Annotated in this window: 18 protein-coding genes; 10 read left to right on the forward strand and 8 right to left on the reverse strand. The window is 72.7% G+C overall.

Going from position 1 to position 19,541, the window contains the following annotated elements; translation table 11 throughout:
- The first annotated feature begins 109 nt into the window (after nucleotides 1–109).
- On the forward strand, nucleotides 110–2,053 hold the full coding sequence (locus tag ABZ915_RS02815; RefSeq protein ID WP_361794654.1) for a peptidoglycan recognition family protein: 1,944 nt from the start codon (nucleotides 110–112) through the stop codon (nucleotides 2,051–2,053).
- 17 nt (nucleotides 2,054–2,070) lie between these two features.
- A complete protein-coding gene (locus ABZ915_RS02820; RefSeq protein ID WP_361794657.1) occupies nucleotides 2,071–2,709 on the forward strand; it encodes a hypothetical protein in 639 nt (212 codons plus the stop codon).
- A 3-nt stretch (nucleotides 2,710–2,712) separates the two neighbouring features.
- Here the strand turns inward: ABZ915_RS02820 and ABZ915_RS02825 are convergent, their stop codons facing one another.
- Nucleotides 2,713–4,812 carry an FUSC family protein gene (locus tag ABZ915_RS02825; protein WP_361794660.1) on the reverse strand — a complete coding sequence of 700 codons (2,100 nt, stop codon included), beginning with the start codon at nucleotides 4,810–4,812 and terminating at the stop codon, nucleotides 2,713–2,715.
- A 167-nt stretch (nucleotides 4,813–4,979) separates the two neighbouring features.
- On the opposite strand from ABZ915_RS02825, the gene ABZ915_RS02830 reads away from it, so the two are divergent.
- Both ABZ915_RS02830 and ABZ915_RS02835 read left to right on the forward strand, forming a co-directional pair.
- Nucleotides 4,980–6,113 (forward strand): hypothetical protein, encoded by a 1,134-nt coding sequence (locus ABZ915_RS02830; protein WP_361794663.1) that lies wholly within the window; start codon nucleotides 4,980–4,982, stop codon nucleotides 6,111–6,113.
- Between the two features lie 27 nt (nucleotides 6,114–6,140).
- Nucleotides 6,141–6,566: an ATP-binding protein gene (locus ABZ915_RS02835; protein WP_361794666.1), complete on the forward strand. Its 426-nt coding sequence runs from the start codon at nucleotides 6,141–6,143 to the stop codon at nucleotides 6,564–6,566.
- A gap of 15 nt (nucleotides 6,567–6,581) precedes the next feature.
- Here the strand turns inward: ABZ915_RS02835 and ABZ915_RS02840 are convergent, their stop codons facing one another.
- Nucleotides 6,582–7,160 (reverse strand): hypothetical protein, encoded by a 579-nt coding sequence (locus tag ABZ915_RS02840; RefSeq protein ID WP_361794669.1) that lies wholly within the window; start codon nucleotides 7,158–7,160, stop codon nucleotides 6,582–6,584.
- 156 nt (nucleotides 7,161–7,316) lie between these two features.
- Here ABZ915_RS02840 and ABZ915_RS02845 point away from each other — a divergent pair, with 156 nt between their 5' ends.
- Nucleotides 7,317–8,219, forward strand: a complete 903-nt coding sequence (locus ABZ915_RS02845) for a PhzF family phenazine biosynthesis isomerase (protein WP_361794672.1) — start codon at nucleotides 7,317–7,319, stop codon at nucleotides 8,217–8,219.
- 20 nt (nucleotides 8,220–8,239) lie between these two features.
- On the opposite strand, the gene ABZ915_RS02850 is transcribed toward ABZ915_RS02845, so the two are convergent.
- Both ABZ915_RS02850 and ABZ915_RS02855 read right to left on the reverse strand, forming a co-directional pair.
- On the reverse strand, nucleotides 8,240–8,455 hold the full coding sequence (locus tag ABZ915_RS02850) for a hypothetical protein (protein WP_361794675.1): 216 nt from the start codon (nucleotides 8,453–8,455) through the stop codon (nucleotides 8,240–8,242).
- Nucleotides 8,456–8,612: 157 nt separating this feature from the next.
- Nucleotides 8,613–9,791, reverse strand: coding sequence for a helix-turn-helix domain-containing protein (locus tag ABZ915_RS02855; protein ID WP_361794678.1), 1,179 nt, complete (start codon nucleotides 9,789–9,791; stop codon nucleotides 8,613–8,615).
- Nucleotides 9,792–9,941: 150 nt separating this feature from the next.
- On the opposite strand from ABZ915_RS02855, the gene ABZ915_RS02860 reads away from it, so the two are divergent.
- Nucleotides 9,942–11,429 carry a long-chain fatty acid--CoA ligase gene (locus ABZ915_RS02860; protein ID WP_361794681.1) on the forward strand — a complete coding sequence of 496 codons (1,488 nt, stop codon included), beginning with the start codon at nucleotides 9,942–9,944 and terminating at the stop codon, nucleotides 11,427–11,429.
- 10 nt (nucleotides 11,430–11,439) lie between these two features.
- On the opposite strand, the gene ABZ915_RS02865 is transcribed toward ABZ915_RS02860, so the two are convergent.
- Entirely contained in the window at nucleotides 11,440–12,522 is a 1,083-nt protein-coding gene (locus ABZ915_RS02865; protein ID WP_361794684.1) for a substrate-binding domain-containing protein, read from the reverse strand.
- A complete protein-coding gene (locus ABZ915_RS02870) occupies nucleotides 12,519–15,038 on the reverse strand; it encodes a SpoIIE family protein phosphatase (RefSeq protein WP_361794687.1) in 2,520 nt (839 codons plus the stop codon). Before ABZ915_RS02870 ends, ABZ915_RS02865 begins: the two co-directional genes overlap by 4 nt.
- A 254-nt stretch (nucleotides 15,039–15,292) precedes the next feature.
- Here ABZ915_RS02870 and ABZ915_RS02875 point away from each other — a divergent pair, with 254 nt between their 5' ends.
- A complete protein-coding gene (locus tag ABZ915_RS02875; protein ID WP_361794690.1) occupies nucleotides 15,293–16,381 on the forward strand; it encodes a substrate-binding domain-containing protein in 1,089 nt (362 codons plus the stop codon).
- Nucleotides 16,382–16,418: 37 nt separating this feature from the next.
- Nucleotides 16,419–17,681 carry a sugar ABC transporter permease gene (locus ABZ915_RS02880; RefSeq protein WP_361794693.1) on the forward strand — a complete coding sequence of 421 codons (1,263 nt, stop codon included), beginning with the start codon at nucleotides 16,419–16,421 and terminating at the stop codon, nucleotides 17,679–17,681.
- Here the strand turns inward: ABZ915_RS02880 and ABZ915_RS02885 are convergent.
- Both ABZ915_RS02885 and ABZ915_RS02890 read right to left on the reverse strand, forming a co-directional pair.
- Nucleotides 17,602–18,036: a hypothetical protein gene (locus ABZ915_RS02885; RefSeq protein ID WP_361794696.1), complete on the reverse strand. Its 435-nt coding sequence runs from the start codon at nucleotides 18,034–18,036 to the stop codon at nucleotides 17,602–17,604. The two genes, ABZ915_RS02880 and ABZ915_RS02885, sit on opposite strands and share 80 nt — an antisense overlap.
- Before the next feature lie 67 nt (nucleotides 18,037–18,103).
- Nucleotides 18,104–18,556 (reverse strand): ATP-binding protein, encoded by a 453-nt coding sequence (locus ABZ915_RS02890; protein WP_361794699.1) that lies wholly within the window; start codon nucleotides 18,554–18,556, stop codon nucleotides 18,104–18,106.
- Between the two features lie 165 nt (nucleotides 18,557–18,721).
- Between ABZ915_RS02890 and ABZ915_RS02895 the strand changes: the two genes are divergently transcribed.
- The gene (locus ABZ915_RS02895; RefSeq protein ID WP_361794702.1) at nucleotides 18,722–19,087 is read left to right on the forward strand and encodes an STAS domain-containing protein; all 366 of its coding nucleotides are present in this window, start codon (nucleotides 18,722–18,724) and stop codon (nucleotides 19,085–19,087) included.
- A 103-nt stretch (nucleotides 19,088–19,190) separates the two neighbouring features.
- Complete coding sequence (locus ABZ915_RS02900) at nucleotides 19,191–19,481, forward strand: zinc-ribbon domain-containing protein (protein WP_361794705.1); 291 nt, start codon at nucleotides 19,191–19,193, stop codon at nucleotides 19,479–19,481.
- Nucleotides 19,482–19,541: the final 60 nt, after the last annotated feature.

A 19,541-nucleotide genomic window follows, 5' to 3' on the forward strand; every position in this document is an offset into this window, starting at 1 on the left:
CGACGCGGCGCGCGGAGCACGGAAACGTACGAGGGGTGGCGTAAAGGGCAACTTTCCTTGCCCTGCTTGCGCTTGTCCTGTCGCGACGAGCCCGTTGGAGACATCTGCCATGAGAAGACGCGTCGCCCCCCGTGTCCTCATCGCCGTACGCGAGCACCGCCTGACGGCCTGTGTGGCAGCGTCGGCAGCGCTCCTGATTCCGGTACTGGCCTTCCCACCGTCCGATTCCGAGGAGGCGGCCGACCAGCACCTGCAGAACGACTTCACGGCCGCCGCGGACGAGTTCCACGTGCCGCGCAGCGTACTGATGGGCGTGTCCTATCTCCAGTCGCGCTGGGACTCCCATCCGGGCGCGGCGAGCGTGAGCGGCGGTTACGGGCCGATGCACCTGGTGGACGCCGTCCCGGGGCGGGCCGCCGGGCCGCCCGCGCAGCCGCCCGATCCGGGCCGCGCCCAGCCGCCGGCCGAACTGCGCCGCGCCGCCGACCTGATCGGGGTACCGGCGAAGCGGCTGCGCACCGACACCACCGCCAACGTGCGCGGCGGGGCCGCCCTGCTGGCGGCGACCCAACGACAGCTCGGCAAGCCGCTCAGCGACAACCCGACGGACTGGTGGGACGCGGTGGCGCGCTTCTCGGGCACCAGCGACACGGACGAGGCGGCGACCTATGCCAACGACGTGTTCGGGGTGATCAGCAAGGGTGCCCACCGCATCACCGACGCGGCGCAGAACGTCACGCTCCCCGCCGACCCCAAGGTGCGTCCGCACGCCCCCCGTCCGGCGGAGAAGCGACCGAAGGAGGTCGAGTGCCCGGCGGAGCTGGCCTGCTCCTGGCTCAGCGCGCCGTACGAGCAGACCGGCGACGCCTACGGGAACCACGACCTGGCCGACCGGCCCTGGGACGAGAAGATCGAGTACATCGTCATCCACGACACCGAGGCGTCCCTGAAGTCCATGTTCCAGACGGTGCAGGACCCGACCGAGGCGTCGTGGAACTACTCGATCCGCTCCGGCGACGGCCATGTCACCCAGCACATCAGGACCAAGGACTCGGCCTGGCACTCCGGCAACCAGTTCGTGAACGCCCACTCGATCGGCATCGAGCACGAGGGGTTCCTCACGCAGCCCGACGCCTGGTACTCGGAGAAGATGTACCGGGCCTCGGCCCGCCTGGTGCGTTACCTGGCGAAGAAGTACGGCATCCCGCTCGACCGGCAGCACATCTTCGGCCATGACAACGTACCGGCGCCGACCGGTTCGTCCATCCCCGACATGCACGAGGACCCCGGCCCGTACTGGGACTGGCGGCACTACTTCGACCTCCTCGGCGCACCCTTGCGTGCCACGGCCGGGCCGGACAGCGCCATGGTGATGGTGCTGCCGGACTACGCCACCTACAAACCGCGGTACACGGGCTGCAAGGGCAGCGGTGTGCCGTGCGCGCCGCACGGCTCGAGCGCCGTCCGCCTGCACACCGAGCCGCGCGAGGACGCCCCGCTGATCCAGGACATCGGCCGCCGTCCGAACGGCGAGGACTCCACGGAGGACGTCAGCGACCTGGGGTCACGGGTCTCCACCGGCCAGACCTACGCGGTCGCCGACCGCAGCGGCGACTGGACGGCGATCTGGTACCTGGGCCGCAAGGCGTGGTTCAACAACCCGAGGAAACACCCGACGGCCGTCGGCGCGAGCGGCCGGATGGTGACTCCGAAGGAAGGCCTGAGCGAGATCCCGGTGTTCGGGCGTGCCCTCCCGGAGGAGGAGGCCTACCCGGACGGGTTCCCGGAGCAGACCGAGTCACCGCTTCCGTACAGCGTCCTCGCGGGCCAGCGGTATGTGACGCAGTCCAGCCTCACCGGTACCGACGTCGACAGATCCTCCTTCGTGCAGACACCCAACCCGGTGATCAACGGCCAGGAGCAGTACTACGAGATCCAGTTCGGCCACCGGCTCGCCTACGTCCGGGCGAACGACGTGGACGTGGTGACCGCGCCCGCCGCGCCCGCCGCGGCAGGGGCGCCGGGACACGCGACGCGCTCCGGTCGGCGGTGACGAGGGCGGAGCCCACGGTGCCACCGCCCTCGGCGGACGCGCTCAGCACACCCCGGGCGGCCGGGCTCGCGGGGATCCTCTTCGGCCTGCTGCTGGGGACCGCCATCGTGCTGGTCAGACTCGCGCTGCCGGCGCATCCGGCGGACGCCGGCCCCTGGCTGACCGGCTCGTCGCGGCGCGCGGCCGTCCAGGTCGCGCTGGACCTGGTGCCGTTCGCGGGGATCGCCTTCCTGTGGTTCCTCGCCGCGGTACGGGACCGGATCGGGGAGCGCGAGGACAGGTTCTTCGCCACCGTCTTCATCGGCAGCGGGCTGGTGTTCACGGCCGTTCTGCTGTGCGGGGCCGCGGCCGCCGGGGGGATGCTGGCCACCGCCGGCGACACGAACCGGCCGCTGTGGGGCTACGGCCACAGCCTCGCCTACGCCCTGCTGACCGAGTACTCGATGCGCATGGCCGCGGTGTTCGTGCTGTGCACCTCCACCATCGGCCACCGGCTGCGCGTGCTGCCGCGCGCCCTGGTGTGGCTGGGCTGGCTGGTCGGAATGGCACTGATCATCGGTACCGGCGACGTGGCCTGGCTGGAGCTGGCGTTCCCGCTGTGGAGTGTGCTCCTCGGCGGACACATGCTGACCGCCGGGCCGAGGGCGGTCCGGTGAGCGCTATCCGGCGGGCGTCCGGGGTGCCGACAGCGAGCGTTCGATGCCGGTGAACTGGCTGTCGATGCCCGTCAGCCACACTTCGAGATCGACGACCGTGGGCAGGGCCGGACGGGACGGCGGTGGCGGGGCGTGCGGGGCACGGCCGGACGCGGTGCACCGGGCCCGGCCGAGGAGTTCGGCGATCCGGTCGGCGTCCGCCCCGAGCCGCGCGGCCGTCCGGCGGGTCCAGGCGCTCGTCGTCCCCGGCACCTCGCCCGGCGTCTCCTCGAAGCGCGGCAGCCGTTGTGCCCCCAGTACGGTCGTGTACGCCACGACGAGGACCGCGTGCCAGTCGGCGCGCACGCCTTCCCGGTTCGCGGGCGGCTCGCCGCAGAACTGCGCGTAGGCGGACTCCGCCAGCCGCAGGTGCCGCTCGACCGGCCAGGTCCGGGGCGGGGAGGGGCGCCGGTCCGGGGAGGACAGCACGGTGTCGACCGTGACGGGGATCAGCGCGCCGCACGAGCGCAGCAGGCTCGCCATGGTCCGGTGGACCTCCCGGCGGGCTCCCGCCGGCCAGGCCAGCAGTCCGCACACCAGGCCGATGGCGCTGCCGGTGACGACATCGGCCAGGCGGACTTCGGACAGCCGCCAGGTGGTGGGGGCGATCTGGGCGAAGACGAGGGAGACCACCAGCGTGAACAGCCCCTGCGCGTAGGCGATGCCGAGCAGGGGTCCCAGTGTGAAGGCGATGAGCATGCCGGGCACGAGCAGGACGGCACCGGCGTCCTGGTGGGGGCCGACCGCCAGGAGCAGCGCGCCGGCCGCGACGGCTCCGACCAGGGTGCCGGCCACGGCCTGGCGTACGGCCTGCCAGGTGGCGCCGGCCGTGGTGCGCCCCAGGGTGAGGACCGCCAGGAGGACCCAGAATCCGTGGGTGAGGTCGAGGCTTCCGGCGACGAGCCGGGCCGCCGCGAGACCGCAGGCGACCCGCACGGCGTTCTGGAACCACACCGAGCGGGGCGTCATGTTGCCGGCGAGCCGGGTCGCCCACAGCCAGGCAGTGGACCGGTCCGCGTACCAGAAGAACTCGTGCGGCGGGTGCGGCCACGGACCGCGGCCGGCGGCGACACCCACGGCGACCACCACGATCCAGGTGGACTCGGCCAGGGCCAGCACGATCGCCTGCCGCCGCCGGCCGTCCGGGCCGGGGCCCGGATCCGCCGGATCGGCGGCGCACCGCATCCGGTCCGCCTGGAACCGCCGTATCGCCTGCTCCAGCGGCCCGGCCGCCGGTGGCTGCCCGCCGGTGCGCAGGGCCGTGCTCGTGGCGGCGCACATCGAGGCGACCCGGTCGAGGAGGGCCGCCGACGAGCGGTCCGGCACGGGAGGTGTCCCGGCCGGCGCGGACGCCGTGGCCAGGGACGCGAGGTGGTCCAGCATCCGGCGGGCGGCGGCACCGGCGTGCGAGAGCGCCCGGTCCCGGCGGCCCGCGCCGGCCGGGCGCTCACCGGGCGCGACGTGCGACGCCCGCAACGCCTCGCCGCGGTCGCGCAGGTGGGTGAGCGAGGCGTGCCCCGGTTCGGCCGCCGCCCGGGCCGCCGTCTCCAGCGCGTCGGCGAGACGCCGCCGATAGCTCTCGGCAGGCGGTCCGGGCAGGAGCAGGGCCTGGCACAGCGCGATGAGGACGACGCCCACGGCCAGTCCGGTCAGCCGGGCGCCCAGTGTCTGCGGAGCGTAGGGCGGGAAGCACGCCAGGATGTAGAAGAGCTGGAGCGCGGGCGCGGCTCCCGCCGGACGGGGGCCGGCCACCGCGGCGAAGCTCAGCAGGAAGCCGATGACGAGCATCCCGGCCACGGCCGCCGCGGTGCTCGCCGCGAGCGCCGTGCCCAGGGCGACCAGAAGTGCCCCGAACGGCAGGGTCCGCAAGGTGACCGACGCCTGCTCACGGCCGGTCCCGGGGATGACGGACAGCACGCCGAGCGCGATGGGCGCGAAGAGAGCGTAGAGCGCCGCGACGGGCTGCCCGAGGCCGTAGAGGAGAACGAGGAAGCCGGTGCCCGCCGCGCAGCTGACCTGGATCGACCGTCGTACGATCACCGCGCGGTCCGGCCGACGCCCCATGCCTCCCATTCTCGACCCGCCGGAAACCGGGCGCCTGCCGTGCGTCAGTGGTCGAAGGCGGTACCGACAGGCGGCCCGTGTACGCCAGTTCACGGTGCCCTCCACCTGGTGTTTATGTCGTTCGGAAGCGGTGAGACGGCTGGGATGCAACCTGCGCAGGTGGCCCGGTGAGCGAAACCGTACAGGCCGTATCCGTCCATGGCAGCCCCGCGAGCGGGACAGGGCCCGCACCGCACACGTCACCCGTTCGCGCCGAGGGGCGCGACGCCTTCTTCGACAACGCCAAGTACCTGGCGATCGTACTGGTGGCGATGGGACACGCCTGGGAGCCGCTGCGTTCCGGCAGCCGTGCGGTCACCGCGCTCTACACGGTCGTCTACGCCTTCCACATGCCGGCGTTCGTCATCGTCTCCGGCTACTTCTCACGCGGTTTCGACGCGAGTCCCTCGAAGATCAAGCGCCTCGTCGCCGGGCTCGTCGTGCCCTACGTCGTCTTCGAGACGGCGTACACCCTCTTCACCAGGTGGAGCGACGGGGCCTGGGACCGGCCGGTCAGCCTGCTCGACCCGCTGTACCTGACCTGGTTCCTGGCCGCGTTGTTCATCTGGCGGCTGACCACGCCGCTGTGGCAGCGGGTGCGCCATCCGCTGCCGCTCGCGCTCGGCCTCGCGGCGCTGGCGACGCTGTCGCCGTCCATAGGAAGCGACCTCGACCTCCAGCGGACCTTGCAGTTCCTGCCCTACTTCGTGCTGGGTCTGTGCCTGCGGCCGGAGCACTTCCTGCTGGTGCGCCGCCGCGCGGTGCGGGTCGTGGCGGCCGGCGTCTTCGCGGGCGCGCTCGCCCTGGCCTACTGGGCGGCCCCCCGGTTCGACTACGCCTGGTTCTTCCACCGCGACAGCGCCGCGGAGCTGGGCGTGCCCTCCTGGTACGGGCCGGTCATGACCCTGGCCGTCTTCGGCTGCTCCCTGACCCTGGTCGCCTGCTTCCTCGCCTGGGTGCCCGGCCGTCGCACCTGGTTCACCGCGCTGGGCGCGGGCACCCTCTACGGCTATCTGCTGCACGGCTTCGTCGTCCAGGCCGCGAACCACTGGAACTGGTCCCGGTCCGGCTGGAGTCGTGAGCCCTTCGGCGAGCTCACCGCCACCCTCGTCGCGGGCCTGGTGGTCACCGCGCTGTGCACCGCTCCGGTACGCCGCGTCTTCCGCTTCGCGGTGGAACCCCGACTCGACGGGGCGTTCCGCCGGGACGCGGTCCTGGCCGCGCCCTCGCGTCAAAGCCGGCCGGACGGGTATATGCGCTGACACGGCCACGGCAGGGAGGCGACCGGTGTGAGCGATTCTTCACTGAGGGCGGTGGGCTGGGCACGTTCGCTGCCGCTCGACAGCAGTGTCAAGACGGCGCGCGACTGGGCGCGAGGCCATCTGCGCTCACTGGGCTGGACGGAGTCGGCACCCGACACGGTGGACGACGTGCTGCTGACCATCTCCGAACTGGTCACCAACGCCCATGTGCACGCGCACAGCACCGCGCACCTCGTGCTGACGTGGGACAGCCGGTGCCTGCACGTGTCCGTCCACGACTCCTCCCCGCTGCTGCCCACTCCCCGCCCGCCCTCCGCCGAGCGCACGGGCGGGCGGGGCATGCTCCTCATCGACGCGTTGGCCGACACCTGGCAGGCGCGTCCCTGCCCCGACGGGAAGATCGTCCACGCCTGCTTCCGGCCGCCCGACTCCGCGGCGCCGAGTCGTCACTGACGGGAGCCGTGCCGCTCACCAGCTGTGGGCGACGTCCACCACCAGCCGGTCGGGCAGTGTGAGCACCCGGAACGGAAGCCGCGCCCGCACCCCGAGTCCGACCTGCGTGACGCCTTCGAAGCTGGAGCCGAACTTCGTGTCACGGAAGGTGCGGTAGCCCGTCAGGTCGACGCCGGGCAGTGCCTTGCCGGGCCGGCCGGGATAGGTCGTGTGGCCGGTCTCCGGGTCGTACGCGGTGGCGCCGACACGGATGTCGAGGATCGCCCCGCCGGAGACCGGTATCACCGCGCCGGACGGATCCTGGTGGAACACGTCGACGTACGCGACGGAGTAGGCCAGCGGGCCGGTGCCCGAACCGACGTCGAGGACGAGGCGGTCGTAGCAGTCGTGCCGCCCGGTCCGGATGCCGGTCAGCGAGTGCGGCGCCACCTCGGCCGTGCCCTGCTCGGGCAGGCTGCCCCAGCCCGTCGGGCACGCGGTCGCGGCCGTGCCGGCGGTTCGGCCGGCGGCGGATGCCGCCGGGGCCGCCAGGCCCAGAGATCCCACTGCCACCAGCACGGCCGCCGCAGCCGCGATCTGTCGTCCCTTGTGCATGATTTCCCCCTTGCTGTGGCGTTTTCCCACGATGCGTCACCCCTATGACCTCCGGCACGACCGATTGGTTGTACGGCGCCCGGCCCGTTCCGGATCGACTGCCACGCGGGAGCGACGAGGGGGAGGAACCGCCGCGCCATGTGGCAACGTTGGGCCATGACCACCGACAACGACGGGGCGCGTCCCGCGAACCAGCCCGGACCGCTCACCGAGACCCTGCGCTACGCGGCCTTCACCCACGATCCCGCGGGCGGCAACCCGGCCGGCGTGGTGCTCGACGCCTCCGGGCTCGACGACGCCGCGATGCTCGCGATCGCCGCCGACGTAGGCTACTCCGAGACGGCCTTCGTGACCCGACGTGACGAAGCGGCCCGGCGGTTCCAGGTCCGCTACTTCAGCCCACTCGCCGAGGTGGCGTTCTGCGGGCACGCCACCGTCGCCCTGGCGGTCGCCCTCGCCGAGCGGCTGGGCGCGGGCGACATCGTCCTGGACACCCCGGCGGGTGAGATACCGGTGGCCACCGGCGTGGGCGACGACGGCACCGTACGGGCCACCCTGACGAGCGTTCCGACGCGTTCACGTCCCGCCACCGACACCGAACTGGAGCCGGCGCTCAAGGCCCTGGGCTGGGCCCCGGGCGATCTCGACGCGGCACTGCCGCCGCACGTGGCGTTCGGCGGGAACGACCATCTGGTGCTGGCCGCCGCCACCCGCGAGCGGCTGGCGGACCTGGAGTACGACTTCGACGGTCTCGCCGAACTGATGAGCCGTCATGGATGGACCACCGTGCATCTGGTCTGGCGGGAGTCGCCGGAACGCTTCCACGCCAGGGACCCCTTCCCCGTCGGCGGCGTGGTGGAGGATCCGGCGACGGGAGCCGCGGCGGCGGCCTTCGGCGGATACCTGCGCACGCTGGGCCTGGTCACCGGACCGGCCACGATCACCGTCCGCCAGGGGGAGGACATGGGGCGCCCCAGCGACCTGCTGATCGACGTGACCCCGCAGGACTCCCGAACCCGGGTCAGCGGGCAGGCCGTGCCGATGACCGCCGGGCACTGAGGCCCCGCAGGGCGGCTCGGTTATTCGAAGCGTCCCCTCATGACGCGCGCCGCCGCCTCGCTCTCGGCGGCGGCGGGCGACAGCTCGCTCAGCGTGTCCAGGTCGGTGTCCACCTGGAGCTCCGTCTCCCACGCGGCGGCGAGTCTCTCCTGCTCCTCGCGTGACTCCCGCTGGACCTCTTCCCGGTCGTGCGGGCTCAGGGCGGCCAAGAATCGCTCGATGGTATCGATCGGCATCCTGTTCTCCTCGGTGACGCAAACCGGGTGACGCAAACCGGGTAACGGAAACGCGGTGGCGGAAACCCGAACCCCAGCCGAATGGTCCGGGCCGCGGAGGGGAGCGGTGCCGGACCCAGCCGGTGATTCGCCCGCGTTCACCCGCGCGGACGAAGCGTCATGCCGTCACATGGCCGACCGGACGGGTGACCGCGAGGAGTGCGGCACGGAAGTCCGCCGCCGTCCGCGGGTCGGAGAGAGTGCGGCCGGTCAGCTCCTCGACGCGGCGCAGCCGGTAGCGGACGGTGTTGGGGTGCACGAAGAGGCTGCGGGCCGCGCCGGCCGCGGAGCCGGCCGCGGCGAACCAGTGCTCCAGGGTTTCCAGGAGACGGGCGCGTTCCGGGGCGGGCAGGTCGAGGACGGGCCCCAGGGCGACCGTCACCAGGTGCGCCGCTTCCGCCGGGGCGGCGGCGATCACCATGGCGAAAGGGTCGTCGTCGAACCGCGCGACACCCGGCCCGGCGCCCGGGAGGCCGGCCAGGGCCAGCCGGGCGAACCGCAGCGCCTGCGGGGTGTCGCGGAGGGAGCCGAAGCCGGGGCTGAGGCCCACGCGGGCGTGCGCGCGCCGCAGGATGCGCACGGCGGCGTGCTCCGCGGCCGGCGTGGCCAGGGCGACCAGACCGATCTGCTGGTCGGGCAGCAACCGCCAGGCGGACGGCAGACCCGCCTGCCGCAGGGCCGCCTCCGTCCCGGTCAGGGGCCCCGTGCCCGGCGCGACGGATTCGGCGGCGACGACCGCGTACGGTCCGCGCTCGGGCATGCCCAGCTCGCGGGCGGCCTCCCACAGGGTCGTGCGGTCGGCGATGGCGCCCGTGAGGAGCGCTTCCACCAGCGCCGAGCGCCGGGCCTGGCGTTGCAGGGACAGTTCGGCGGTGGTCTCCCGATGGGCCTCCGCCACCGCCTCGGCGTAGCGGCCGAACAGCGCCCAGATCTGGGCGGACCCGGCCACCAGCTCGGTGTCGGAGACCTCCGGATGGGCGCGTGCCTCCTCGAGGATCCGCGACCACAGGAACTCGAAGCCGATCCGGTAGGCGTGCAGGGTGTCGGCGAGCGGCATGCCGTACTCGGCGCGGATGCGGCCGGTCTCCCGGGCCGGGCCGGGGTCCGGGGCCTCGGCGGGATGGAAGTGTCTGAGGACCAGGTCGGCGTTGGCGGTGCACGAGCGGCGCAGGGAGTCGAAGGGGATGAGCGTCTCGTCCCGGTAGGCCTCGACGTCCGAGCGGATGCGCTCCGCGAGCCGTTCGCCGAGTTCCGGAAGCCGGGCGTGGATCGCCGCCACCACGCCCGAGAAGTCCATTCCCGCAGTTTAGCGCCGTGTGTTTGTTCCCCGGAACAACCGCGGGCGGGGGACGCTGTCGGCCCTCCCATAGGTCGTCGGGGCCGGCGCCAGCACCATGTCGTGAACGTGAACGGCGGATTTCGACGGTGACATGCGTGGAGGCGGGTCATGCCCAATCTGGCGGAGTTCCTGGTACGGACGGCGGCGCGGCAGCCGGAGCGTCCCGCGCTGCGGCTGGGCACGCAGGTCACCACCTACGCCGAGCTGGACGAGCGCACCGCCCGCGCCGCCGCGCTGCTGCGGGCCGAGGGGGTGCGGCCGGGCGACCGGGTCGCCGTGATGCTGCCGAACGTCCCCGAGTTCGTCGTGCTGTACTACGGCGTGCTGCGGGCCGGGGCGATCGTGGTGCCGATGAACCCGCTGCTGAAGACCCGCGAGACCGAGTTCCACCTGAAGGACTCCGGGGCCGTGCTGCTGTTCGAGTGGCACCAGGCGCCCGGCGAGGGTGCGCGGGGGGCCGCCGCCGCCGGAGTGCCGCACCTCTGCGTCGAGCCCGCCGCCTTCACCGCACTGCTGGCCGGGCACGAGCCGCTGACCGAGGTGACGGACACGGCCGGTGACGACGTGGCCGTCCTGCTCTACACCTCCGGCACCACCGGACGGCCCAAGGGCGCCGCGCTCACCCATGCCGGGCTGCGGCACAACACCGAGGTCAACACCGTCCATGTGCAGCGCATGACGCCGCAGGACGTGGTGGTCGGCTGTCTGCCGCTGTTCCACATCTTCGGCCAGGTCTGCGCCATGAGTGTCACCGTGCACAGTGGCGCCTCGCTCACCCTCGTCCCCCGCTTCGACCCGGGGACGGTCCTGGAGGCCGTCGCCCGGGACCGGGCCACGGTGTTCGAAGGGGTGCCGACGATGTACGCGGCGCTGTTGCAGCATCCGGGGGAGGCCGATGTGTCGACCCTGCGGACCTGTGTCTCCGGTGGTGCCTCGCTGCCCGTGGAGGTGCTGCACGGATTCGAGCGGCGCTTCGGCTGCATGGTGCTGGAGGGCTTCGGCATGTCCGAGACGAGCCCGGTGGTCTCCTTCAACCACCCCGACCGGCCACGCAAGCCGGGGTCGGTCGGCACCCCGATCCGGGACGTGGAGGTCCGGCTGCTGGACGGCCGGGGTGAGGAGGTGGCTCCGGGCGAGATCGGTGAACTGGCCGTGCGCGGCCCGAACCTCATGAAGGGCTACTGGAACCTGCCCGAGGAGACCGCGGCCGCCATGCCCGACGGCTGGCTGCGCAGCGGCGACCTCGCCCGGCAGGACGAGGACGGCTATCTGTACATCGTCGACCGCAAGAAGGACATGATCATCCGCGGCGGCTACAACGTCTACCCCCGCGAGATCGAGGAGGTGCTGCACGAGCACCCGGCGGTCGCGCTGGCGGCCGTGGTGGGCGTGCCGCACGAGCGGCTCGGCGAGGAGATCGCCGCCGCGGTCGTGCTGCGGCCGACCGTCCGGGCCACGCCCGCCGAACTCCAGCAGTTCGTCAAGGACAGGGTGGCGGCGTACAAGTATCCGCGCGCGGTGTGGCTCGTGGACGCGCTGCCGACCGGGCCCAGCGGCAAGATCCTCAAGCGGGAGATCAGCGCGCCGGCGGGATGAGCGGCGGGGCTCAGTGGAGCAGTCCGGCCTTGTCGCAGGCGGGCCGCAGCTGTCGGGTGCAGATCTGGTCGACGGTGTAGACGCGGCCCTTGACGAGCATCCGGTCGATGTCGCCCACCGTCACGGCCCGCGGGCTGAGCAGGACGGTCGGGACGTCGCGGGTGGTGGGGCTGTCCGTGGTCGTCGTGGCGATGTCCCGCGGATCCCCGCCGTGTCCCAGGGTGACGGCCATGGCGGCGACCGCGTCCGCCTCCGCCTTGAAGGGCTTGTACACCGTCATGTACTGCTCGCCCTTGACGATGCGCCGCACGGCGTCGATCTCGGCGTCCTGGCCGGTGACGGGGGGAAGGTCGCGGACCCGGGCGCTCTTGAGGGCGGAGATGACGCCCGCGGCCATGGCGTCGTTGGCCGCCAGGACGCCGTCGATCCGGTCCGGGCCCAGGGCCGCGATGGCGGCGGCCATGTTGGCGTGGGCGTTCTCCGTGCTCCAGCCCGGGGTGTCGTAGGACCTGCCGATCCGCACCTTGCCGGCGAGGACGGACATCGCGCCCTTCCGGTACCACGCGGCGTTGGGGCTGAGCGGATCGCCGTTCATCATGACGACGCGTCCGCCCTTCGCGTGGTCGCCCATGGCCCTGAGGAGTGCCTGGCCCTGGAGCCTGCCGACCTGCGCACCGTCGAAACTCACATAGCCCGAGATCGGGCCCTCGGCGAGCCGGTCGTAGGCGACGACGTGCACACCCGCCTTGCGTGCCTGCTGGATCGAGGAGCGGATCGCCCTGGTGTCGGCGGCGTCGACGATCAGGACCCTGACCCCTTTGGTGATCATGGAGATCATCTGCTGGCTCTGCCGTGTGGCGTCGTTCTCGGCGTTGGCGTACGCCACGGAGCAGCCGCGGCACAGATGCTTCACCCGCTTCTCGATCAGCGGTTTGTCGAAACGCTCCCAGCGGGGCAGTTCCCGGCTCGGGAGCAGCAGGCCGACGGTGAAACGGTCGCCTCCCACCGCGTCGTCCCGGCCGCAGGCGGCCAGGGGCATCGCCACGAGCCCGGCGAGGAGCGCCGCGACCATCCGCCACATCCGGGTTCTCACGACCAGCCCCCTCGCTCCGTACCGGGCCCCGGGCCCGCGCCGGCCGGCTCGCGCCCCGGCACGACGAGTTCGCTCCACACCTGCTTGCCGCGGGCCACCGGCATCGTGCCGAAGGCATCCGACATCGCCTCGACCAGGAGCAGCCCGCGGCCGCCGGTCGACTCCCAGTCCACGATGACCGGTTTGGCGGGCGCGCGCGGGGACGAGTCGCTGACGCTGACCCGCACCCGGTCCCCGCGCAGGATCAGGTCGACGTGGACCGGCCCCTGGGTGTGCACCAAGGCGTTGGTGACGAGTTCGGAGACGACCAGCAGCACCGCGTCGGCGACTTCCTCCACCTTCCAGCGGCGCAGGGTGCGCGCGGTGAAGCGACGGGCGTGCATGACCGCGTCGGGCAGCCGCCACACCGCCCATCCGGCCCGTATCGGCCGGGTCTTCATGCCGTCGTAGCGCAGCAGCAACAGCGCCACGTCGTCCTCACGACGGCCCGCTTCGCCCAGCAATTGGTCGGCCACGCGCCCCGGATCCGACGGATCGGCCGCGGCGAGCGAGGCGCGCGTCCGGTGCATGCCCTCGTCCAGGGGCAGGTCGGCGGCCTCGACCAGACCGTCGGTGATCAGGGCGAGCATCGTTCCGGGGGCGAGTGCGACCGAGGTCATGGGAAACTCCGCGTCGGCCGAGATGCCCAGCGGGAGCGCGCCCTCGACCTGCACCTCCTCGGTGCTGCCGTCGGGATGGCGGATCAGCGGTGCGAGGTGCCCGGCCCGGACGAACAGGATGTTGCCCTCCTCCAGGTCCAGCTCGGCGTAGCAGCAGGTGGCGAAGAGGTCGGTCTCCATGCCGACGAGGAGCCGGTTGGCGTGCGAGACGACCACGTCGGGCGGATGTCCCTCCACCGCGTACGCCCTGACCGCGGTACGCATCTGGCCCATGATCGTGGCGGCTCCGGCGCTGTGTCCCTGCACGTCGCCGATGACCAGCGCCACCCGGTCCTCGGAGAGGGCGATGACGTCGTACCAGTCGCCGCCCACCTCCAGCCCCCGCCGGGCGGGCAGGTAGCGGGCGACGGCCGTTCCGCCGGGCAGTTCGGGCAGGCGCCGGGGCAGCAGGCTGCGCTGGAGCATCGTCGCGAGCTCCTGCTCGGCGTCGTGCGCGTGGGCGCGTTTCAGGGCCTGCCCGACCAGCGCCGCGGTGGCGGTCAGCAGGGACCGCTCCTCGGGGACGAAATCGTGCGAGGCGTCCCAGCCGATCAGGCACACACCGGCCGCCCGGCCCTTGGCGGGGAGCGGCAGGACGGCCAGTCCCCCGGGGCCGATTCCCGTGAGTCCGGGTTCGAGGGCCGTGCCGGCGGGACACAGTCCCATGCGTCCCTCCCGCAGGACCGCCTGAAGGGTGGGCAGGGCGCTGACCGGCGTGTCGGGCCAGTCGGGACGCCACGCCTCCGGCCAGGCCACGGCCTGCGGCGGGTCCAGCACGGTGACCGTGAGCCGGTCGTCCTGCAACTCGGCGAGCGCCACCCGGTCGGCGCCCAGCGGCTCACGCAGCGCGGTGACCACCACGCGGCTGACATCGGGGACGCTCGCGGCATCGTCGAGTGCGGCGGTCAGCCACTGGATCCGGGAGACGTCGTCGGTGCTGCGGGGCAGGACCGAGGTCGCCGTCACCACTCCCAGCACCTGGTCCGGCCGGAGGTCGGTGCTGGCCGCCACCCGGCAGATCAGGCTCAGCCAGCGCATCTCACCGGTGGGGCGGCGGACCCGGAACTCCAGCTCCCTGCGTCCGATCGCCTGGGCCGAGGGTTCCAGGACCGACATGAGTGCGTGCATGTCCTCGGGGAGGGCGTGGGCGAGCAGGGTGTCCGCCTTGCCGTCGAAGCCGTCCGGGGTGATGCCGACCAGGTCGAGCAGAGTCTCGTCCGCCTCGATCAGCCCCGTGTCCGGCACCAGGACGAAGGAGCCGACGCGCAGGCTGCGCAGGGCGGGGTCCAGCAGGCGCGGCGGCGCCGGTTCGCCGGCCCGGACGTGCAGCAGGCCGGCGACCGCGTCGGCGTAGCGTTCCAGGAAGCGCTGCTGCTCGGGTTCGAAGCCGGCCACGCCGGCGCTCACGACGACGAGGCAGCCCAGCCGCCTGTTTCCCGTCATCAGGGGCAGCGCACCGAGCGACACCTCCCCGGGCGGTGGCGCGGGGCCGCCCTCCGGGAAGCCGGCCAGTGCCGCCGGAGTCAGCCACAGCGGCCGGCCGGCGTGCAGGGCGTGTGCCGCGGGTGAGCCACCGGACGTGGGCAGCCGCTCCGGCAGCCGGTACGCGGAACCGGCGGATCCGGCGGTCTCCACCAGCCGGAGCTCCTGGCCGGGGCCGGGAGCGTAGACGGCCGCCAGCACCGCTCCGGCGAACGTCAGAGCGCGCGCGCTCGCGGTGGCCTCCGGCACCGGAGGCGGTGAGCCGGTGTCCGCGAGGCCAGCCTCGTACGCCCGCAGGCGCGAGACCGCGGCCCGCGCACCGCCGTCATGAGGCATGTCCGCACCCCATCTCCCGTGCAGGCCGGGGCGCCGGCAGGCTGAGATCCCGGCATCCCGTACCAGAATCGCATATGTGAGCTAACCGTTCAGATCGGGTATATGCCATGGGTTCGCAGATCGCCGAGGCCGGTGCCACACTGACGGTGTGGTCGCCGCTCACGTGACGCGCGACCCGCACGGCCCGGCCTACTCGCAGACGATCTCCGCGCCGCGAAGCGCGCGCACCGGTCTCCCTCGGGAAGGTCCCTGGCATGAAGGCCCTCATCTGGAACGCGGCCAGGATCACGGCCGCGGCCTGCGCGGCCGCCGCACTCGCGGCCTGCGGGCCGGGGGCCGGAAGCGACCCCGGCAGGGGGAACACGCGGACGATCGGCATCCTGCTGCCGGACGCCACCACGGCCCGTTGGGAGACACAGGACCGGCCCCTGCTCGAGAAGAGGATCAAGCAGCTGTGCCACGACTGCGCGGTCGAGCATGTCAACGCCAAGGGTGACGTGGCCCTCCAGCAGGAACAGATGGACTCGCTGATCACCAAGGGGGTCGACGCCATCGTCCTGGTGGCCGTGGACGCCCGGTCGATGGGCGCCACCGTCGCGAAGGCCCATGCGGCGGGCATCCCCGTCATCGCCTACGACCGCCTCGCCGAGGGCCCGATCTCGGGATACGTCTCCTTCGACGGCCGGGAGATCGGCAGGCTCCAGGGCAGGGCACTGCTGAAGGCCATGGGCGGCCGGGTGCCCGGCGGCCGGATCGTCATGATGAACGGCGATCCCAGCGACCCCAACGCGGTGGCGTTCAGGCAGGGCGCGCTGTCCGTGCTCAAGGGGAAGGTGAGGATCGCCAAGGCGTACGACACCCTCGAGTGGCGGCCGGAGACGGCGCACATCAACATGAACGGCGCCATCTCCGCGGTCGGCGCCGGCAACATCGACGGGGTCTACGCGGCCAACGACGGCCTCGCCGCCGGCAGCATCTCCGCGCTGAAGGCGAACAAGGTCAGCCCGCTGCCCCCCGTCACCGGGCAGGACGCCGAACTCGCGGCCGTACAGCGCATCGTCGACGGCGATCAGTACATGACGGTGTACAAGCCCTTCGGCCCCGAGGCCTCCGCCGGTGGTGCGATGGCCGTGGCCGCGGTCCGCGGTGACAGCCTCGACAAGATCGCCACGGGCAAGGTACGGATGCACGACGGGAAGACCGTTCCGGCCGTCATGCTCACCCCGGTCTCCGTGACCGCCGCCGACATCAAGAACACCCTGGTCAAGGATGGCATGTACACAATACGGCAGATCTGCACCCCCCGGCTCGGGACCGACTGCGACAAGGCCGGGCTGACCTGACCGGCCGGCTCCCGACCAGGGGGAAGAGACGCACGACATGGCGGACAACACGCGGGCCGAATCCGCCGAGGCCGCCACCGGAAGGCGGCGGCCGCACCCGGGGCGTGCCGTCGCCCGGGCGGCACGGGACGCGGCCGCCGCCTTCCGGCACAAGCTGAGCTCCGGTGAACTCGCCCAGCTCCCCGTCGTCCTGGTCCTCGCCGTGGTCTGGATCACCTTCCAGAGCATCGACCGGAGCTTCCTCTCCCCCCGGAACCTGTCCAACCTCAGCGTGGACATCGTGGGTACGGGGCTGATCGCGGTCGGCATCGTCTTCGTGCTGCTGCTCGGTGAACTCGATCTGTCGGTCGGCTCGATCAGCGGCCTCGCTGCGGCGCTCTTCGCCGTGCTCAACGTCGACAACGGCGTGCCGGAATGGCTCGCCCTCGTCCTCGCGGTGCTCGCGGGCACCGTGGCGGGCACCGTCCAGGGCTACTCCTTCGCCAAGACCCGGGTGCCGGCCTTCGTCGTCACCCTCGCGGGGCTGCTGGCCTGGAACGGCCTCATGCTCTCCCTCCTCGGGACGAGCGGCACCGTCAACCTCGACGAGAACGGGCTCGTCGCCAGGCTGACCAGCTATTACTTCACCGATGACGGCGCCGCCTACGGGCTGGCGGCACTCGTCACGGGCATGGTGTTCCTCGTGTCCTACCTGGACCGGCGGCGCCGCAGGGCCATCGGCATGCCGCACCGCCCGCTCCGGGCCATCGGGGCGCGCACGGCGGGACTCGCGGTGGTCGCGTTCGCCTCCGCGTACGTGCTGAACCAGTTCCAGGGGCTGCCGCTCGCTCTGCTGATCTTCCTCGTGGTGGCGGCCGGCCTCGACGTCATGCTCCGGCGCACGCACTACGGACGGCAGGTCTACGCACTCGGCGGCAGCGTCGAGGCGGCCCGGCGCGCCAGCCTGAGCGTGACACGGGTGCGGACCGCGGTGCTCGCCGTCTCGGGCACCATGGCCGCGGCCGGCGGGCTGTTGATCGCCTCGCGCATCACCTCGGTGAGTCAGAGCTCGGGCTCGGGACCGCTGCTGCTCAACGCCATCGCGGCGGCCGTCATCGGGGGCACCAGCCTGTTCGGCGGCCGGGGTACGACCTGGTCCGCGGTGCTGGGCATCCTGGTCATCCAGTCGATCGCGTCGGGCATGGCGCTCACCGACACCCCCACCGCCGTCCAGCTCGTGATCACGGGCGGGGTCCTGTTCGCCGCCGTGGTCGTCGACGCCCTGTCACGACGCTCGCAGGAGGCACACGGACGGGCCTGACTCCCGCGCGGAGCGTGTGCCGGGGCGGTGCGTCCGCCGGGGGACGGCGTCCGGTCAGGACGCGCGGGTCAGCCGGGAGGGTGCGCCGGGTGTCGTCGGCCGCGCGGGCGATGCCGAAGTCGATGAGCGGCGGGTGGCGGCGGCCCAGCGGTATGCCGGACGGCTCGACGTCCCGGTGCGCCGGGCCCGCCCGGTGCACCGCCCGCAGGGCTTCGGCGAGTTCGGCCGCGAGGGCCCGTACGCCGGCTTCGGGCAGCGGTCCGTGCCGCTCGACCCGGTCGGCGGGGGAGGGCGCGGGCACGTACTCCGTGGCCGGCCACTGGGGCCGCCGGCCCGCCGGGCTGTGGTCGACCACGGACACCGTCCACGGGGAGCACGGTCTTCAGTGCCGGCGGGCGGCCGGAGGGTGCCGGACGGGATGGTCAGGCGGGCTCGTCGGGCAGGGCGATGCGGGCCGTGACGCGCTTGCCGACCGGTTCCCGCTGCACCTCGAAGCCCTGGGCGACGGCCATGACGATCTCCAGTCCGTGCTGGCCGACCCGGCCCGGGTCGGCGGCCCGCGCGACCGGCAGGACCGGGTCGCTGTCCCACACCTGTACTTCCACCAGGTCCCCGGCGATGCGCAGCTCCAGCAGCAGCGGGCCGGGAGCGTACTTGCGGGCGTTGGTCACCAGCTCACTGACCACCAGCTGGGTCAGGTCCACGGCGCGGGCGGACACCGGCAGCCCGTACTCGGCCTGGACGCGGACGAGGAAGCCGGCCGCACGGTGACGGGCCTCCGCGATGCAACTGCCGTCCTCGTCAAGGGCGATGATCTCCTGTAGCTCGGCGTCTCTCACGCCTTCACCGCCAGGGGCCGACTCCACTGGGTCCATAGCTGTTCCCCCGTTCACGCGGCAGCGTCTACCCGGAGGGCCGCGTCATATGCCTCGCGCGACGGAACGGGGCCGGACCGAGGTATGTCCGCGTGGCATCGGGGCAGGCTACCGACGCACGTACCGGACCGGGCCGGTGCCGGCGGACGGGTTGGTGAGGAGACCGTGACAGACACCCATGACGCGGCGCGGTCCGGCCGGCCGGCGATCGGTCACCGCACCGTCGACGGCATCCGTGTCGTCACCCTCAGCGGCGAGATCGACCACACCGTCCGCGACCGTCTCGGCCGGGCTCTGCTGCCGCCCGGCGACGCCGCGCGCCCGTGTACGGTCATCGACCTCAGCGGTGTGACCTTCATGGACTCCAGCGGTATCAACGCCCTGATCGCCGCCCATCACGCCACCGAGGACGCCGACGGCTGGCTGCGGCTGGCCGGCCCCCGGGAACCCGTCGTGCGGATCATGCGGCTGGTCGGTATCGACCGCCTCATCCCCTGCTATCCGGACCTGCGGCGGGCACTGGACAACTGATCGTCGTCCGCCGCCCATGACCCGGTTTCCCGCCGCCCGTGATCGCACCGTGGCGCCCGCCGGTACTGTACGGACAGCACCGACCCGGGAAGGGACCAACCACGTGATCATCTTCGGCACCAGGGGATACCTGTACCAGCTCGCGATACTGACGCTGGTGTGCGGCCGTTGCGGCAATCCCGCCGCGCACACGCTCCGCAAGCGCGTCACGAAGTTCACGCTGTTCTTCGTGCCGCTGTTCCCGATCTCGACGAAGTACACCACTCAGTGCACCTTCTGCGGTGCGGAGTCGAAGCTGGCCAAGGAGCAGGCGGAGCAGCTTCAGGCACAGGCCGCGGGCGCTCACGCCGGTCAGCCGTACGGGCAGCCGCAGCAGCAGCCGTACCAGTCCTGAGCGGTCACCGGCCGCGCCCGGACGGAGCCTTGGGCGGGGGCGGCCTAAGCCGTGGGCGGC

It is taken from the genome of Streptomyces sp. NPDC046915 (assembly GCF_040644935.1).
Classification (GTDB): domain Bacteria; phylum Actinomycetota; class Actinomycetes; order Streptomycetales; family Streptomycetaceae; genus Streptomyces.

What these genes read in the sequence shown, in the direction of transcription:
- ABZ915_RS02815 (WP_361794654.1), top strand. Translation starts at nt 110, where the DNA reads ATGAGAAGACGCGTCGCCCCCCGTGTCCTCATCGCCGTACGCGAGCAC.
- ABZ915_RS02825 (WP_361794660.1), bottom strand. Translation starts at nt 4,812, where the DNA reads ATGGGGCGTCGGCCGGACCGCGCGGTGATCGTACGACGGTCGATCCAG.
- ABZ915_RS02840 (WP_361794669.1), bottom strand. Translation starts at nt 7,160, where the DNA reads ATGCACAAGGGACGACAGATCGCGGCTGCGGCGGCCGTGCTGGTGGCA.
- ABZ915_RS02845 (WP_361794672.1), top strand. Translation starts at nt 7,317, where the DNA reads ATGACCACCGACAACGACGGGGCGCGTCCCGCGAACCAGCCCGGACCG.
- ABZ915_RS02850 (WP_361794675.1), bottom strand. Translation starts at nt 8,455, where the DNA reads ATGCCGATCGATACCATCGAGCGATTCTTGGCCGCCCTGAGCCCGCAC.
- ABZ915_RS02855 (WP_361794678.1), bottom strand. Translation starts at nt 9,791, where the DNA reads ATGGACTTCTCGGGCGTGGTGGCGGCGATCCACGCCCGGCTTCCGGAA.
- ABZ915_RS02860 (WP_361794681.1), top strand. Translation starts at nt 9,942, where the DNA reads ATGCCCAATCTGGCGGAGTTCCTGGTACGGACGGCGGCGCGGCAGCCG.
- ABZ915_RS02870 (WP_361794687.1), bottom strand. Translation starts at nt 15,038, where the DNA reads ATGCCTCATGACGGCGGTGCGCGGGCCGCGGTCTCGCGCCTGCGGGCG.
- ABZ915_RS02875 (WP_361794690.1), top strand. Translation starts at nt 15,293, where the DNA reads ATGAAGGCCCTCATCTGGAACGCGGCCAGGATCACGGCCGCGGCCTGC.
- ABZ915_RS02880 (WP_361794693.1), top strand. Translation starts at nt 16,419, where the DNA reads ATGGCGGACAACACGCGGGCCGAATCCGCCGAGGCCGCCACCGGAAGG.
- ABZ915_RS02890 (WP_361794699.1), bottom strand. Translation starts at nt 18,556, where the DNA reads ATGGACCCAGTGGAGTCGGCCCCTGGCGGTGAAGGCGTGAGAGACGCC.